The 16,585-nt window shown below is 61.3% G+C and carries 14 protein-coding genes; 9 read left to right on the forward strand and 5 right to left on the reverse strand.

Translation table 11 applies throughout. The features are described 5' to 3' along the window. The first annotated feature begins 2 nt into the window (after positions 1–2). Genes CS390_RS13940 through CS390_RS13950 form a run of 3 tightly spaced genes read left to right on the forward strand, consistent with a single transcriptional unit; the run spans position 3 to position 4,390 of the window. The gene (locus CS390_RS13940; protein ID WP_065757677.1) at positions 3–1,610 is read left to right on the forward strand and encodes a carboxyl transferase domain-containing protein; all 1,608 of its coding nucleotides are present in this window, start codon (positions 3–5) and stop codon (positions 1,608–1,610) included. A 3-nt stretch (positions 1,611–1,613) separates the two neighbouring features. Beyond that, positions 1,614–2,432: a gamma-carboxygeranoyl-CoA hydratase gene (locus CS390_RS13945; RefSeq protein ID WP_065757678.1), complete on the forward strand. Its 819-nt coding sequence runs from the start codon at positions 1,614–1,616 to the stop codon at positions 2,430–2,432. Continuing rightward, the gene (locus CS390_RS13950; RefSeq protein ID WP_099775088.1) at positions 2,429–4,390 is read left to right on the forward strand and encodes an acetyl/propionyl/methylcrotonyl-CoA carboxylase subunit alpha; all 1,962 of its coding nucleotides are present in this window, start codon (positions 2,429–2,431) and stop codon (positions 4,388–4,390) included. The genes CS390_RS13945 and CS390_RS13950 overlap by 4 nt, the downstream gene beginning before the upstream one ends. Positions 4,391–4,451: 61 nt before the next feature. Here the strand turns inward: CS390_RS13950 and CS390_RS13955 are convergent, their stop codons facing one another. Beyond that, positions 4,452–5,105 carry a LexA family transcriptional regulator gene (locus CS390_RS13955; RefSeq protein WP_099775089.1) on the reverse strand — a complete coding sequence of 218 codons (654 nt, stop codon included), beginning with the start codon at positions 5,103–5,105 and terminating at the stop codon, positions 4,452–4,454. Between the two features lie 125 nt (positions 5,106–5,230). Between CS390_RS13955 and CS390_RS13960 the strand changes: the two genes are divergently transcribed. From CS390_RS13960 to CS390_RS13970, 3 genes are all read left to right on the forward strand, one after another. Continuing rightward, the gene (locus CS390_RS13960) at positions 5,231–5,587 is read left to right on the forward strand and encodes a DUF6124 family protein (RefSeq protein WP_065757681.1); all 357 of its coding nucleotides are present in this window, start codon (positions 5,231–5,233) and stop codon (positions 5,585–5,587) included. A gap of 311 nt (positions 5,588–5,898) precedes the next feature. Next, positions 5,899–6,408 carry a sigma factor-like helix-turn-helix DNA-binding protein gene (locus tag CS390_RS13965; protein WP_099775090.1) on the forward strand — a complete coding sequence of 170 codons (510 nt, stop codon included), beginning with the start codon at positions 5,899–5,901 and terminating at the stop codon, positions 6,406–6,408. A 48-nt stretch (positions 6,409–6,456) separates the two neighbouring features. Continuing rightward, on the forward strand, positions 6,457–7,605 hold the full coding sequence (locus CS390_RS13970; RefSeq protein ID WP_099775091.1) for a M14-type cytosolic carboxypeptidase: 1,149 nt from the start codon (positions 6,457–6,459) through the stop codon (positions 7,603–7,605). A gap of 25 nt (positions 7,606–7,630) precedes the next feature. On the opposite strand, the gene CS390_RS13975 is transcribed toward CS390_RS13970, so the two are convergent. Then, on the reverse strand, positions 7,631–8,644 hold the full coding sequence (locus tag CS390_RS13975; RefSeq protein WP_099775092.1) for an AraC family transcriptional regulator: 1,014 nt from the start codon (positions 8,642–8,644) through the stop codon (positions 7,631–7,633). 177 nt (positions 8,645–8,821) lie between these two features. Here CS390_RS13975 and CS390_RS13980 point away from each other — a divergent pair, with 177 nt between their 5' ends. From CS390_RS13980 to CS390_RS13990, 3 genes are read left to right on the forward strand one after another with little or no spacing between them, the layout of a single operon-like run. Continuing rightward, positions 8,822–10,006: an acetyl-CoA C-acyltransferase family protein gene (locus tag CS390_RS13980; RefSeq protein ID WP_099775093.1), complete on the forward strand. Its 1,185-nt coding sequence runs from the start codon at positions 8,822–8,824 to the stop codon at positions 10,004–10,006. Between the two features lie 20 nt (positions 10,007–10,026). After that, complete coding sequence (locus CS390_RS13985) at positions 10,027–10,875, forward strand: 3-hydroxybutyryl-CoA dehydrogenase (RefSeq protein WP_099775094.1); 849 nt, start codon at positions 10,027–10,029, stop codon at positions 10,873–10,875. A 10-nt stretch (positions 10,876–10,885) separates the two neighbouring features. Then, on the forward strand, positions 10,886–11,494 hold the full coding sequence (locus tag CS390_RS13990; RefSeq protein WP_065757686.1) for a TetR/AcrR family transcriptional regulator: 609 nt from the start codon (positions 10,886–10,888) through the stop codon (positions 11,492–11,494). A gap of 5 nt (positions 11,495–11,499) precedes the next feature. On the opposite strand, the gene CS390_RS13995 is transcribed toward CS390_RS13990, so the two are convergent. The 3 genes from CS390_RS13995 to CS390_RS14005 form a co-directional block, all read right to left on the reverse strand. After that, positions 11,500–11,877: a response regulator gene (locus tag CS390_RS13995; protein WP_099775095.1), complete on the reverse strand. Its 378-nt coding sequence runs from the start codon at positions 11,875–11,877 to the stop codon at positions 11,500–11,502. 167 nt (positions 11,878–12,044) lie between these two features. Then, positions 12,045–12,866 (reverse strand): protein-glutamate O-methyltransferase CheR, encoded by an 822-nt coding sequence (locus CS390_RS14000; protein ID WP_099775096.1) that lies wholly within the window; start codon positions 12,864–12,866, stop codon positions 12,045–12,047. Next, entirely contained in the window at positions 12,863–16,345 is a 3,483-nt protein-coding gene (locus CS390_RS14005; protein WP_099775097.1) for a response regulator, read from the reverse strand. Before CS390_RS14005 ends, CS390_RS14000 begins: the two co-directional genes overlap by 4 nt. Between the last annotated feature and the right edge of the window lie 240 nt (positions 16,346–16,585).

Raw genomic sequence — 16,585 nt, forward strand, 5'->3', positions numbered from 1 at the left:
CCATGGCTATCCTGCACTCCCAGATCAACCCGCGCTCGGCGGAGTTCGCCCACAACAGCGCGGCCATGCTCGAACAGGTTCAGGCCTTGCGCACCCTGCTCGCCCAGGTTCACCAGGGCGGCGGCGCCAAGGCACAGGAGCGGCATACCTCTCGTGGCAAACTGCTGCCGCGCGAGCGCATCGACCGTCTGCTTGACCCCGGCTCACCGTTTCTCGAAATCGGCCAACTGGCCGCCCATGCGGTGTATGGCGAGGACGTTCCGGCGGCCGGGGTAATCGCTGGCATCGGCCGTATCGAAGGCGTCGAATGCATGATCGTGGCCAACGATGCCACGGTCAAAGGCGGCTCCTACTACCCATTGACGGTGAAAAAACATCTGCGCGCCCAGGCGATTGCCCTGCAGAACCGTCTGCCCTGCATTTACCTGGTGGACTCAGGCGGAGCCAACCTGCCGCGTCAGGACGAAGTATTCCCCGACCGCGAACATTTCGGGCGGATCTTCTTCAACCAGGCCAACATGAGCGCCATCGGCATTCCACAGATCGCGGTGGTGATGGGCTCCTGCACCGCAGGCGGCGCCTATGTGCCGGCCATGGCCGATGAAGCCATCATGGTTCGCCAGCAAGCGACCATCTTCCTTGCCGGCCCACCTTTGGTGAAAGCGGCCACCGGCGAAGTGGTAAGCGCCGAAGACCTCGGCGGTGCCGACGTACACTGCAAGACCAGTGGCGTCGCCGACCACTACGCTGACAACGACGAACACGCCCTGGCGATTGCCCGGCGCTGCGTGGCCAACCTGAACTGGCACAAACTCGGCACCTTGCAGCAGCGCATGCCGATCGCGCCGCTGTATGACGCTGAGGAACTCTATGGCGTGGTTCCGGCCGATGCCAAACAGCCGTTCGATGTGCGTGAAGTGATCGCCCGCCTGGTCGACGGCTCGGTGTTTGATGAGTTCAAGGCACTGTTTGGTACCACCCTGGTGTGCGGCTTCGCCCACCTGCACGGCTACCCGATTGCGATCCTGGCCAACAACGGCATCCTGTTTGCCGAAGCGGCGCAAAAAGGTGCGCACTTCATCGAACTGGCGTGCCAACGTGGCATTCCGTTGCTGTTCCTGCAGAACATCACCGGCTTCATGGTCGGCCAGAAGTACGAAGCCGGCGGCATCGCCAAGCACGGCGCCAAGCTGGTCACCGCCGTGGCCTGCGCCCAGGTACCGAAGTTCACCGTGATCATCGGCGGCAGCTTCGGTGCGGGCAACTACGGGATGTGCGGCCGGGCCTACGACCCACGTTTCCTGTGGATGTGGCCGAACGCCCGAATCGGCGTGATGGGTGCCGAACAGGCGGCCGGGGTACTGGCCCAGGTCAAGCGCGAGCAGAGCGAACGCAGCGGCCAGCCATTCAGCGCCGACGACGAAGCGCGGCTCAAGCAACCGATCCTTGACCAGTATGAGCACCAGGGCCATCCCTACTACTCCAGTGCCCGGCTCTGGGACGACGGCGTCATTGACCCGGCACAGACCCGCGATGTCTTGGGCCTGGCCTTGTCGGCGGCACTCAACGCACCGATCGAGCAAAGCCGTTTCGGCATTTTCCGGATGTGACCGATGAGCGACTTCACGACCCTCGAACTGATCAAGGACCCACGCGGTTTCGCCACACTGTGGCTGAGTCGCGAGGACAAGAACAACGCCTTCAACGCGCAGATGATCCGCGAGTTGATCCTGGCCATCGACGCCGTCGGCAACGATGCCAGCCTGCGCTTCTTGCTGCTGCGCGGACGCGGACGGCACTTCAGCGCCGGGGCAGACCTGGCCTGGATGCAGCAATCGGCACAACTGGACTACAACACCAATCTGGACGATGCCCGCGAACTGGCCGAGCTGATGTACAACCTGGCCAAGCTCAAGCTACCGACCCTGGCAGTGGTGCAAGGCGCCGCCTTCGGGGGTGCGCTGGGGTTGATCAGTTGCTGCGACATGGCCATTGGCAGCGAAGATGCCCAACTGTGCCTGTCGGAAGTACGTATCGGCCTCGCCCCTGCGGTGATCAGCCCGTTCGTGGTTCAAGCCATGGGGGAGCGTGCCGCACGCCGCTATGCACTGACCGCCGAGCGTTTCAGCGGCCTGCGTGCCCGTGACCTGGGTTTGCTGGCCGAAGCCTACCCCTTGGCCGAACTGGAACAGCAGGTCGAGCTATGGGTCACCAATCTGCTGCAGAACAGCCCCCAGGCGATGCGCACCAGCAAAGAGCTGTTGCGTGAAGTCGGCCATGGCGAGCTCACCCCTGCCCTGCGCCGCTATTGCGAAACCGCCATTGCCCGAATCCGGGTCAGCGCCGAAGGCCAGGAAGGCCTGCGCGCCTTTCTGGAAAAACGCACGCCAAACTGGCACGTCGAACCCAACAAGAAGGAACCGCGCCCATGAGCCGTCCCACGCTGACCACCCTGCTGGTTGCCAATCGTGGCGAAATTGCCTGCCGCGTCATGCGCACCGCCAAAGCCCTTGGCCTGACCACCGTGGCCGTTCACAGTGCTGTGGACCGCGAGGCCCGGCATAGCCGCGAAGCCGATATCCGCGTTGACCTGGGCGGAGCAAAAGCCGCTGAAAGCTATCTGGATGTCGCGAAGTTGATTGCTGCGGCCAAGGCCAGCGGTGCCCAGGCCATTCACCCCGGCTACGGTTTCCTCTCGGAGAACGCCGGCTTTGCCCGCGCCATCGAAGAGGCCGGCCTGATATTCCTCGGCCCACCGGCTTCGGCCATCGAGGCCATGGGCAGCAAGTCGGCGGCCAAAGCCCTGATGGAAACCGCCGGTGTGCCACTGGTACCGGGCTATCACGGTGAAGCCCAGGACCTGGAAACCTTCCGCGCGGCCGCCGAAAAGATCGGTTACCCGGTACTGCTCAAGGCGACGGCCGGTGGTGGCGGCAAAGGCATGAAAGTGGTCGAACAGGAAAGCCAGTTGGGCGAAGCCCTGGCGTCGGCCCAGCGTGAGGCGCTGTCGTCGTTCGGCGATGCCCGCATGCTGGTGGAAAAATACGTGCTCAAGCCCCGCCACGTGGAAATCCAGGTATTTGCCGACCAACACGGCAACTGCCTGTACCTGAACGAGCGTGACTGTTCCATTCAGCGGCGCCACCAGAAGGTCGTCGAGGAAGCGCCAGCGCCCGGTCTGAGTGAGCAACAACGTCAGGCGATGGGTGAAGCCGCTGTGCGCGCGGCTCAAGCCATCGGTTATGTGGGGGCCGGTACCGTAGAGTTCCTGCTCGACGCCCGGGGCGAATTCTTCTTCATGGAGATGAACACCCGCCTGCAGGTTGAACACCCGGTCACCGAAGCCATTACCGGCCTCGACCTGGTCGCCTGGCAGATCCGTGTTGCCTGCGGTGAGCCGTTGCCGATCACCCAGGCACAGGTACCGCTCAACGGTCACGCCATCGAAGTGCGCTTGTACGCAGAGGATCCGGCCAACGATTTTCTCCCGGCCACTGGGGATCTGACGCTGTACCGCGAGTCGGCTCCCGGTGCTGGGCGTCGGGTCGACAGCGGTGTCAGCGAAGGCGACAGCATTTCGCCCTACTACGACCCAATGCTCGGCAAGCTGATTGCCTGGGGCGAAAACCGTGAGCAGGCACGCCTTCGCCTGCTGGCGATGCTCGACGAGTTCGCCATCGGTGGCCTGAAAACCAACATTGCCTTCCTGCGGCGCATTCTCGCGCACCCGGCGTTTGCCGACGCCGAGCTGGATACCGGGTTCATTCCACGCTATCAGGCGCAACTGTTGCCTGAAGCCGACACGCTACCTGCCGAGTTCTGGCAAGCGGCTGCCGAAGCCTTCATCCAGAGTGAACCGCTGGTACAACGCGATGACGACCGGCATTCGCCATGGGCCACCCACAGCGGCTTGCGCCTGGGCGTGCCAGCGCATATCAGCCTGCACCTGCGCTGCAATACCGAAGAACAGGCTGTCAGCCTTGACCACAGCGCGCCCTCAACCCTGACGCTGCGCGGTGAGCAGTTGGTCCACGAGCACAACGGCTTGCGTCGCCAGCACCTGGCGATCCGCCGTGGCAATACCCTGTATCTGCAGTGGAATGGCGAACTCCAGGCAATCACTCAGCTCGACCCGATTGCCGAAGCCGATGCCAGCCACAGCCATCAAGGCGGCTTGGGCGCGCCCATGAACGGCAGCATTGTGCGGGTCATGGTGGAAGTCGGCCAGGTTGTCGAAGCCGGTACACCACTGGTGGTACTGGAAGCCATGAAGATGGAACACAGCATCCGTGCACCGTATAACGGTACAGTGAAAGCCTTGTTCTGTGAGGAAGGCGACATGGTCAGCGAAGGCAGCGTACTGGTCGAGCTGGAAGGCAGCGACGCGTAATACCACCCGCGACGCCAGTAGCCTGGGAGACCGGCTGCTGGCGCCGAGCGAAGGGTGCCGATCAGAACTTCATCGTGGCCTGCACCACCACACCGATCATTTCACACGCGTCATCGCATACAACCTTGGGATAGGTCGGGTTGAGCGGGCGCAGATAACGCTGCCCGCCTTCCTCGATCAACTGCCGGAAGACCGGCGTTGCACTCGTGGGCAAGCGGGCAATCACCAGTTTGCCGGGCAGTGCCGATAGCCCCGCATCCACCAGGATCAGCATCCCGGCGGGCACACTCAAGCCCACCGGCGCCGTCATCGCATCGCCCTGCACCTCCAGCCAGAACGCCGAACCCTGGGCGTAATAATCGGTGGCTTCAAAACGTGCCTCAGGGTCTTCCACCCCGAGGCTTTCCCAGCGCGTGACCGGGTAGCGAAAATACAGATTGTGCTGTGGGATACGTCCTTCGGCATCTGTAGCCGAATTCTGATCGTCACCATAGGAACCGGAGGATTCGGCGAGTTCGGTAACCAGCGCGAACTCCATTGGCGGCAACCCGAGCACCACCAGAATCTGGTTCATCGTCTCCAGTTTTGGCCGGCGCTCGTTGCGCAACCAATGCCCGACGGCGCCTTGAGTCACCCCAATGCGCTCACCCAACTTTTCCTGCGTGATCTTCAGCTCACACATTCTGGCCCTGACCAGGGCAATCCATTTATCCATTGCTGGCACGATACGGACTGCCCCGAAGCTCTCAATACACAAATTGTAGTATTTAAAACGTCGAAATAAATACATCCCGTACTTATCGTTAATACACCCACCCACAATCGCCACAGGCAGCCCCCATGAGCTCACATTCACCGGATGCACTGGATGCCAAACTGGACAGCGAATCGCTGAGCAGCAGCGACGCCGCCCGACGTGCATTGGACTACTACCTCAACCCCCCACAGCGCGCCGCAGAAATGGAGGCACCGTTTTTTGTCCCGCGCCCCGATCTTGGCCGCCTGAAAGCCAGCGAACACGCCTGCAGCCTGCTGCGCTGTGCGTCGGCAACCACCTATGAAATGGCAGACGACCTCAAAGGGACACGGCGCGACATGGCGCTGTCAGTGGTGCACATCATCAACATGGCATTGGCTCTGGTGGAGCACAGCCTGGGCGAGCGAACTGGCTTGCCGCCAGGAATCGAAAGCACCTGACCCGGCGGGTCAGTAATGGCCCGAATGGGTCATCACGCGGGAAAACAGACACACCGAGAAACCTATTTTCTGCCATGACAGAAAATTCACTTGACCTGTAAATGATAACGATTATTATTGTCAGCAACTGGTCGCGAGACTGGTTGGATAAACTGAAAGCTCACAGGTCGGACTCTCAGGTTATCTCCTCATCAGGCTAATCACGGTTTTTGACCCGGCTTTTTGCCGGGTCTTTTTTTTGCGCTTGTCCCGTCCGAATGGCCGCATTCAAGCACCACGCCCCACCCGTTTTCTTGCAAGGAGCCCGTACCATGACCCCTCTGTTGCTGCCCCTTGAATCCCCTGCCCTCGCCGCCCCGGGTGATCAGGCACTGCTGCAGCGCCTGAAAAAACTCCCGCGCCGCGCTCAACAGGTGTTCCTGCTCAGTCGCCTCGATCAATGGTCGTTTGCCATGATCGCCGAACACCTGGCCGTCCCTCCAAGCACGGTGGAGCGGTACATGAACCAGGTGCTGCAAAGCGTGCAACCCGCCACTGACCCGCTAGCCCGTGAGGCCGGGTACTGGTATGTGCGCCTGCAAAACCCGCAGATTACCGCCAGCGAACGTATCGACTTTCGCCGCTGGCTGGACAGCGCACCCGCCCACCTGACCGCCTTCCATGCCACTGAGCTGCGCTGGCGCAGCCTGCTCGCACCCGCGCAGGTACTGGGCGATGGCCACGGTTACCGTCAGGTTCGTCCGGCACTGTCCCTGGGTGGTTGCTCGGTCGCCATTGCCGTACTGCTCGGTACGCTACTGACACTCGGTTTCTGCGCCTGACGCAGGGGTGTAGAGTAAAGGGCACAACAACGCTGAAGGAGCCTGGTAATGAGCGTGACGCTGTCCCCCCTGCACATCACTTGCGATTTCGATTCCGGTAACATCGTGGTTCGCGATGCCAGCGAGCCCTCTCAGGTGCGCCTGGCGATCCGTCCCGATACCCGCAGCGATCATTTCCAGTGGTTTCACTTCAAGGCCAGCGGGCTGACCCCAGGGCACACACACCGCTTCACCCTGGAGAACGCTGGGCAATCCTCCTATAACCAGGCATGGGACGGCTATCAGGCGGTTGCCTCTTATGATCAGCAACACTGGTTTCGGATACCGACCCAGTTCGACGGCCAGGCGCTGCACTTCCAGCTTGAGGCCGGCGAACAGGAGGCCTGGTTTGCCTACTTTGAACCCTACTCCCGCGCCCGCCACAACCAACTGATTGAACGGGCGGTCAGCCTGCCTGGCGTGGAACTGCTGGCCACAGGGCGCAGCGTCGAAGGGCGCGACATCCCGCTACTGCGCGCAGGCAACGGCGCAGCAGGCAAACGCAAGCTGTGGATCATCGCCCAGCAGCATCCCGGCGAGCACATGGCAGAGTGGTTCATGGAGGGCGTGATTGATCGCCTGCAGGCCAACGATCCAACGGTTCAGGCGCTGCTGAAGGTGGCCGACCTGTACCTGATCCCGAACATGAACCCCGACGGCGCGTTCCACGGGCACCTGCGCACCAATGCTCAGGGCAAGGACCTCAACCGCGCCTGGCAGGACGCCAGTGTCGAACACAGTCCGGAAGTGTTCTTTGCACAGCAACAAATGAAACTGCAGGGTGTCGACCTGTTCCTCGACATTCACGGCGATGAAGAAATCCCTCACGTCTTCACGGCAGGCAGCGAAGGTACACCAGGCTACACGCCCCGTATCGAGCAACTGGAAAGCGCGTTCCGTGAGCGTTTGTGCCGCCTGACCGCGGACTTCCAGCAGGTGCATGGCTACCCGCGCGACAAACCTGGGCAGGCGAACCTGACCCTGGCCTGTAACAGCGTTGCACAGGCCTATGGCTGCCTGGCACTGACCCTCGAAATGCCGTTCAAAGACCACGACGACGCACCCAATGCCGTTACCGGCTGGTCTGGGCAGCGCTCCAAAGCGCTGGCCAGTGCGGTGCTGGATACGCTAGCGCCGATGGTCGGCGACCTGCGTTGAGTGCTTGCGGTTGGCCCTGGTGCGTTCAGCGCGTCGTGGCCAACCGCAACCGATAGCTTCCCGGGCTCTCACCGGTCCACTTCTTGAACGCCCGGTGAAAGGCACTGGGCTCCTGAAAACCCGTCTGCTCGGCAATTTCCGCGACACTCAGTTCACTGCCACGCAGGCACTCGAACGCCATCGCCCGGCGCACTTCGTCCTTGATCTGCTGGAACGAACAGCCCTCACGCTCCAACTGCCGACGAAAACTGCTGGGGCTCAAGCCTTCCCCCTCGGCCATGGCCAACAATGTCGGCCATTGCCCGTACTGCCGTGCACGCAAGTGCCGATAAACCCTTGCTGCCAGGCCGTTCTGATTACGGTAGCGAATCACCAGCCACTGCGGCGCACTGTGCAGGAAGGTCTTCAGTGCCCCCAGGTCCTGAACCACCGGCAGGCGCAGGTAATCGGCAGCAAATTCGATTTCGGTATGCCCCGCCCCCAACTGCAGGTTCGGCCCCCACAGCAGTGCGTCATCATCCAGCGGTGCCCGGGAGTCGGCCAGCTCCGTGCGGTCGATGCCGATGCGCCGTCCACTCAGCCAGCACAACAGGCTGATCACCAGCACCAGGAAGGTTTCCTCGGCATAGACCCGGGTCTGTGCATCGGCCATCGTCGACTCCAGGCGGATCACCGCGCGCTGCCCCTTGAGGGTCAATACACCCTTGAGGTCACGCAGGAACAGCGCAAAGTAACTCAAACACTGGCGCAAGGCTTTTTCCAGGTTGGGCTCCTGGATCAGGCCACGGCAGATCAAGGCAAAACTGCCCAATGGCATGCCGTGGCTGTCGAGGTGGAAGAACTCGTCATCCAGTTCGTGAATCAGGATAAGCCAGAGCCGAGCGAAGGCCTTCGCCGGCACCCGGGCGCCCGGCTCGTCAAGCAGCTCAACAGCGATGCCGGCCTGCTCCAGCAGCGCAGCCGCGCGCGCAGGCTGATCACGCAAGCCATGAAGCATGACATGAACAAAATACACCGCGACCGAATCGTTTTCCCGCATGGCTGGTTCCGCTGTAACACGCACTGGTATGGCAAAAAATGCCAGCTCGTCTGGACAGTTATGGCATAGGACGACAGCGTCCCTTTGCCTAGACTCGACTGCATCCTGAAGCTGGTGCCCGGCATTCTCGCAGAGCCGAACACTGCCACGCCACGCTTTCGCACTCTGGAGTCGACGATGAACAACCACGAAATCTATGTAGTCAGCGCCGTACGCTCGGCCATTGGTACCTTTGGCGGCTCGCTGAAAGACCTGCCGCTGGCGGATCTGGCCACTCAAGTCTGCCGCGCCGGCATCGAGCGCGCCGGCATCGACCCGGCCCAGATCGGCCATGTGGTCATGGGCACCGTGATTCCAACCGAAGCGCGCGACGCCTACCTGGGCCGCGTCGCAGCAATGAATGCCGGCATTCCCAAGGAAACCCCGGCCTTCAACGTCAACCGCCTGTGCGGTTCGGGCCTGCAGGCAATCGTCTCCGCCGCCCAGAGCCTGATGCTGGGCGATGCCGAAGTCGCACTGGCCACCGGCGCCGAATCCATGAGCCGTGGCCCTTACCTGCTGCCACAGGCCCGTTGGGGCGCGCGCATGGGCGACCTGCAGGGTATCGACTATATGGTCGGCGTCCTGCATGACCCCTTTGAACACTTCCATATGGGCATCACCGCCGAAAACGTCGCGGCCAAACTGGGCATCAGCCGGCAGATGCAGGACGAACTGGCCCTTACCAGCCAGCGCCGCGCAGCCCGCGCCATTGCCGAGGGCCGCTTCGCCGGGCAGATCGTTACGGTCGAAGTCCCTGGGCGCAAAGGGCCACAGCAATTCAGCATCGATGAACACGTGCGCGGCGAGGTCAGCCTTGAGCAACTGGCCGGCATGAAAACCGTATTCAAGAAGGACGGTACGGTCACCGCCGGTAACGCCAGCGGCCTGAACGACGGTGCCGGGGCCTTGGTGCTGGCCACTGGCGATACGGTACGCCGCCAAGGGCTCAAGCCGCTCGCCCGCCTGGTGGGCTATGCCCATGCCGGGGTTGAGCCGGAACTCATGGGCCTGGGGCCGATTCCGGCCAGCCGCAAGGTGCTGGAAAAGGCCGGTCTGACCGTCGCTGACCTGGACGTGATCGAGTCCAACGAGGCCTTTGCCGCCCAGGCTTGCGCCGTTGCCCGCGAACTGGGTTTCGACCCTGAGAAGGTCAACCCCAACGGCTCCGGTATCTCGCTCGGCCATCCAGTGGGTGCGACCGGCGCGATCATCGCGACCAAGGCCATTCATGAATTGCACCGCATCCAGGGCCGTTATGCCCTGGCGACCATGTGCATCGGCGGCGGCCAAGGTATCGCCGTACTGTTCGAACGCACTTGAGCCCAAAGGAGTTTTATACCGTGACAATCAACAACATCGCCGTGATCGGCGCCGGGACCATGGGCAACGGTATTGCTCAGGTCTGTGCCGTAGCCGGCTTCCAGGTCACCCTGATCGACATTTCCGACGCTGCCCTTGAGCGTGGCGTAGTCACCCTGCGCAAAAACCTCGAGCGTCAGGTCAACAAGCAAACGCTGGACGCTGCACAGGCCGAGGCGGCGCTGCAACGAATCAGCACCAGCACCGACTATGCCCAGCTCAAGAGCGCGCAACTGGTCATCGAAGCGGCTACCGAGAACCTTGAGCTCAAGCAGCGCATTCTCGGCCAGGTCGCAGCCAGTGTCAGCGATACCTGCATCATCGCGACCAACACCTCGTCGCTGTCGATCACCCAACTGGGCGCGACCATCAGCCTGCCAGAGCGCTTCATTGGGGTGCATTTCTTCAACCCGGTGCCCATGATGGCCCTGGTGGAGGTGATCCGTGGCCTGCAGACCAGCGACGCGACTCACGCAGCAGCGCTGGCCCTGACCGAAGCACTGGGCAAGACCGCCATCAGCGCCGGCAACCGTCCGGGCTTTGTGGTCAACCGGATTCTGGTTCCGATGATCAACGAAGCGATCATGGTGCTGCAGGAAGGTCTTGCCAGCCCGGAAGACATCGACACCGGCATGCGCCTGGGCTGCAACCAGCCGATCGGCCCGCTGGCCCTGGCTGACCTGATTGGCCTGGACACCTTGCTGGCGATCCTCGAAGCCTTCTACGACGGTTTCAACGACAGCAAATATCGCCCGGCCGCACTGCTCAAGGAAATGGTCGCCGCTGGCTACCTGGGCCGTAAGAGCGGTCGCGGTTTCTACACCTACTGAGGCTATCACCATGCCAATGACCTGTGCCGAACGCGGTGGCTACTATGAAGAGCGGCGCGACAAGGCGCTCGAACTCCTTGCAGTCAAGGGCTTCGGCCAGGTCAGCATGCGCGAACTGGCCAGCCACCTGGGCCTGACCGCAGGCTCGCTGTACCACCACTTCCCGAGCAAGCAGCACCTGCTGTTCGACCTGATCGAAGAGCTGTTCGAGGAGTTGCTGGCCACGCTGCAGCCGCCACGGCGCAGCCGTGGCAGCAGCGAGGACTGGCTGACGAGCGTCATCGATGCGCACTGGCAGTTGCACCGCGAACGTCCGCTGCAGTTTCGTCTGGCCGAGCGTGACCTGTGCTGCCTGACCGACGAGCAACAGGCCCGGATCAAGCACCTGCGCGATGACTACGAATGCCAGTTGCTGCGCCTGATCGCACCGACGGCGGCGCTGTCGAAGGCGGCACGACAGGCGGCCGGCCATGCCATCGCGACACTGCTCAACAGTTTGCCGGGCTGGCTACAGTCGAGTGAATTGCCCGAAGCCCAGCGCCTGACGTTGATGCAGAACCTGCTGTTGGGCGCCATCGAGCGGACGCTGCACGATAGCGCTCAGGTGTGCGCTGCCTGAAGCACTCAGGCGAGCAACTGTTGAATGCGCTCGCCCAGCGTATCGAGGTCGAAGGGCTTGGTCAGGATCGGCGCCTTGCGCGCAATGGCACTGCCGGACTCCAGAATTTCTTCGGGGTAGCCACTGATGAAGATCACTTTCAGCTCGGGCCGCAACTTCACCGCGGGCTCGGCAATATCGACCCCCGAGATCCCGCCCGGCAGACGAAAATCCGTGACCATCAGGTCCAGGTGCGGTTTGCTGGCAAGCATTTCAAACGCCTGCGCACCATCTTCGGCCACCAGTACCCGGTAACCTTCCCTGGCCAGATAATCGTGCAGCACCCTGCGGATCGCCGGCTCATCCTCGACGATCAGCACGACATCTTGTGCATCTTCACTCATATCAACGCCTTGTTTTTCAATTCAATCGCTATCCGACCCCAGCGTCAGGCAGAGGTTGCCTGCTGCCGGTCAATTTCCTGCACGTGGCGTGCCACCTGTAAGCGTACCGCAAAGGTCAGCCCCTTGCCTGCACTCCTGTACGTCGATACCCCTTGCCACCACACGGTTCAGGACTTGCGGTAGATTCGCTCGGCTTTGACCAACGCCTCGAAGCGCTCGCTATAGCCCGAAAAGCTCAGGGTTTCCTTGCTGCCCAAGACCAGAAAACCACGGTGGCACAATGACTCGTGGAACAAACCCAGGGCCCGGTCCTGCAACGGCTTGTTGAAGTAGATCAACACATTCCGGCACGAGATCAAGTGGGTCTCGGAAAATACGCTGTCAGTCGCCAGGCTATGATCGGCGAAGGTCACCTTCTCACGCAGGCTACTGTCGAGTATCGCGCTGCCGTAGGCCGCCGTGTAGTAATCACTGAGCCTCTGCAGGCCTCCTGCCTTTTCATAGTTGCGCGCATACCGCTCCATCGCCTGCATCGAGTAGATACCCTGCCTGGCCCGCTCCAGTGAATACGGGTTGATGTCGGTTGCGTAGATGATCGAGCGCTCCAGCAGCCCCTCCTCACGCAACAGGATGGCCATGGAATACACCTCCTCACCCGTGCTGCAACCGGCGATCCAGAGTTTGATCGACGGCCAGGTACGCAACAACGGCACCACCTCCCGGCGCAATGCAAGGACGTGCTCGGGATCACGGAACATCTCGCTGACCGGAATGGTCAAGTATTGCAATAACGCCATGAAGGCCGCGGGGTCCTGCAATACGCGCGTCTGCAAGGCCGCTACGGTCGCACAGCCGAGCTGACGCAACGCGTGCTGTATCCGACGCGTGATAGAGGCGCCAGAGTAGTTGCGAAAGTCATAGCTGTACGTGAGGTAAATCGCCTCGATCAGCCCTTGAATCTCGATATCGGCACTGCACTCACTGGTCAAATGCGCTCCAGATGCGGCAACCACACGCGAATCAGCGAGAACAATCGCTCCAGCTCTATCGGCTTGGCCAGGTAATCGTTGGCACCGGCCTGCAGGCAGCGTTGCTGATCATCCTTCATCGCCTTGGCCGTCACGGCGATGATCGGCAACTTGCGCCAGCGGGGGTCTTTGCGAATCAATCGGGTTGCCTCATAGCCATCCATTTCCGGCATCATCACGTCCATCAAGACCAGATCGATAGCCTCGTTCTGCTCTAGCCTGTCGATGGCCTCGCGGCCATTACGGCCAACCTCGACAATGGCCCCCTTCTGCTCCAACGCACTGGTCAAGGCGAAGATATTGCGAACGTCGTCGTCAACCAGAAGCACCGTGCGCCCCTCGAACACCCGGTCGCGGCTGCGCGCGGTCTTGAGCATGCGCTGGCGCTCGTGGGACAGCTGCGATTCGACCTTGTGCAGAAACAGCGTCACTTCGTCGAGCAGGCGCTCTGGAGAACGTGCGCCCTTGATAATGATCGAGCGCGAGTACTTGAGCAGGTTGGCCTCTTCATCACGGCTCAGGTTACGCCCGGTATAGACGATCACCGGCGGGAAGGCCCGGATACTGTCCTCGGCCATGCGCTGCAGCAGCTCATTGCCCTGCATGTCAGGCAACTTGAGGTCGATGATCATGCAATCGTAGACCTGCTCGTGCAGCAATTCGAGGGCGTCCTGGGCCATGCCGACCGCCGTGATTTCGATATCCTCATCGCCGATCAGCCGGGCAATGCTGTCACGTTGCAGGTCGTCATCTTCGACCAGCAGGATGTGCTTGAGCTTCTGGGTCAGCGTGGCCTCCAGCCGGCCAAACACCGCCTTGAGCTGTTCTCGACTGGCCGGTTTTACCGCATAACCAATCGCCCCCATGTGCAGCGCCGCCTCGACGCGGTCCTCCACCGAGATCACATGAACCGGGATATGCCGGGTGAGCGCCTGCTCCTTAAGCCGTTGCAACACCGTCAACCCAGAGTGATCCGGCAGGCGCATGTCCAGCAATATGGCATCGGGCACATAACTGACGGCCAGGTCGAACCCTTCATCGGCCGCGTGCGCCACCAGGCAGCTGTAGCCCAGCTCATGGGCCAGGTCGAAGAGGATGCGAGCGAAGTCCGGCTCGTCTTCAATCACCAGAATGCAACGTTTGCTGAACGGCGCTAGCTGGCGGTCATCAGCAAAACCTGGCGCGCGCGGCACTGTCTCTGGCGGCGCACAATCAGCCTGAACCGGCACAACGGATGAACGGATGATAACCGGCGAAACGGTTTGCTCGACAATCGGCTCGTAGCGCTCCGGGAGGATCAGGGCGAACTCACTGCCCTCCCCCAAACGGCTTTCGACGCTGATCTGGCCACCCAGCAACTGGGCCAGGTCGCGGGAAATCGAAAGCCCGAGGCCCGTGCCGCCATAGCGCCGGTTGGTGGTGCCATCGGCCTGGTGAAAGGCCTCAAAGATGGTCTGCTGCTGATGGGCCGCAATACCGATACCACTGTCGCGGACACGAAAAAAAATCCCCTCGCCCGCCTGTCGAGCAATGCTCAGGTTGACCTCGCCATGTTCGGTGAACTTCACCGCATTGGACAGCAGGTTCTTGAGGATCTGCTCCAGGCGTTGGTGGTCGGTGTAAAGGGCTTTTGGGGCCGTGGCGTCGACGTTGATACTGAAGCCCAAGCCCTTGTGCTCAGCCAGCGGTTCGAACAACTGGCGCAAGCGCTCGGTCAGGCCCTCGACCTGAGTGGTCTCCGGGCGCACCTCAAGCTTGCCGGCCTCGACCTTGGCAATGTCGAGGATGTCATTGATCAAATTGAGCAGATCATTACCGGCCGAATAGATCGACTCGGCAAACTTCACCTGTTCTTCGCTGAGGTTTCCCTGTTCGTTCTCAGCCAGCAACCGGGCCAGAATCAGCGAACTGTTCAATGGCGTGCGCAGCTCATGGGACATGTTGGCAAGAAACTCGGATTTGTACTGGCTTGAACGCTGCAGCGCTTCGGCACGTTGCTCCAGCTCGATCTGAGCCTCGTTCAGCTCAGCGTTCTTGCGGTCCAGCGTGTCGCGCTGAAGGGCAAGCGCTTCGGTGCGCTCCGCCAGTTGCTCATTGGTTTGCTCCAACTCTGCCTGCTGGGCCTCCAAATACGCCTGTGACTCCTTGAGCACACGTGACTGTTCTTCCAGTTCCTCGTTGGCGGATTTCAGTTCTTCCTGCTGAACCTGCAGCTCCTCATTGAGCAACTGGGTTTCAGCCAGCACTTCCTGCAAGCGCTGTCGATATCGGGCGCTCTCGATCGAAATGCCCAGGTTATTGGCCACCCGCTCCAGCAACTCGACATCACGCGGCTCCAGCGGACGCAGGAAGCCCAGTTCGACGACACCATTGATCTGACCATCATTGCGGGTCGGGGCTACCAGAACGCTATGTGGCGACCCTTCACCCAGCCCGGAGCTGACCCGCAGGTAGTCCCCCGGCAGGTCGTCCAGACGCAACACGCGTTCCTGCAGCACCGCCTGGGCCACCATGCCCTCATTGCTGCCGATCAGTTGCTCCTGCTGTTCTTGCTCTCGGGGCAGGCCATAGGACGCCACGCGACGCAAGTGGCCCTGAGCATCACGAACATACAGCGCCGCGACCACCGTCCCCAGATACTCGGCAAAAAACTGCAGGGCGTTGCGTCCCAGCAACGGCAGGCTCAACTGCCCCAGCAGTTGTTCGGCCAGGCGGGTCTGGCCCGTGCGTAGCCAGGCCTCTTGCTGCAGGCTCAATGCACTGCGTTGTTGAGCTTCAAGGTTACTGTTGTAACTGCTGGACAACCCCAACAGATCGCGCCGACCAAAATAGGCCAGCATGCCACTGAGCAACACAACGAAGCCCAGGTACAGCGAAATCGAGGCCACCGTCGTGCTCTGCACGCGATCGCTGCGCGCTTGGCGCAGTTGCTGCTCGGTGGACACGAAGGCTTCATACTCCTGGCGGATCTGGTCGGTCAGGCGCTTGCCGTGACCCGCCCGCATCGCCTCGACATAAGCACCTCCGCTGCGACGCAGGTTGATCATGTTCTCGGCAAAGCGATTCCACTCGGCTTGCAGGGACTTTATCCGAGCCACCCGTTCAACCTGTTGAGGGTTGTTCGACACCAGTGCCTGCAGCGAAGCCAGGTCGGCGTCTATCCTGGGTTTGGCCACGCTGTAGGGTTCGAGAAAATGCTCATCACCGGCAATCAGGAAACCACGCAGCCCGGTCTCCATGTCGATGGACAGCTTGATCGACTCATTGGCACTGTTGATCACCCGGTCGGTATGCTCCACCCACTGGATCACTGACAGCAAGTAGCTGATGACGGCAACAAACACCACCGCGCTGAGCAATCCAACACCCAACGGCAAGCTGATATTACGACCCAGGAGCTTGCGAAAACTCCGTTGGTCGATTGCGGTTGGCTGAATCATCCTTAAAAAGCCCCCGTAACGGTGTATCAGGACAAGAGAGTCTGGCGTTCTCTCGAGTAATAGTTCCATTTTCGCAATCGTGCTGTAACGCAACGCACTCGCCAGGGCTGGAGTCTAACCGCTAGAACCCTTGAGCAGCATAGAAAGCATGCCTTTCAGGCAGATTACCGACAATCGCTGCGTGCCCACGTCGGCAGGCTGCACTGTGGTTAAATACGCATTTTTCGCTGAAGGCCGATC

It is taken from the genome of Pseudomonas sp. HLS-6, assembly GCF_002753995.1.
Taxonomy (GTDB): domain Bacteria; phylum Pseudomonadota; class Gammaproteobacteria; order Pseudomonadales; family Pseudomonadaceae; genus Aquipseudomonas; species Aquipseudomonas defluvii.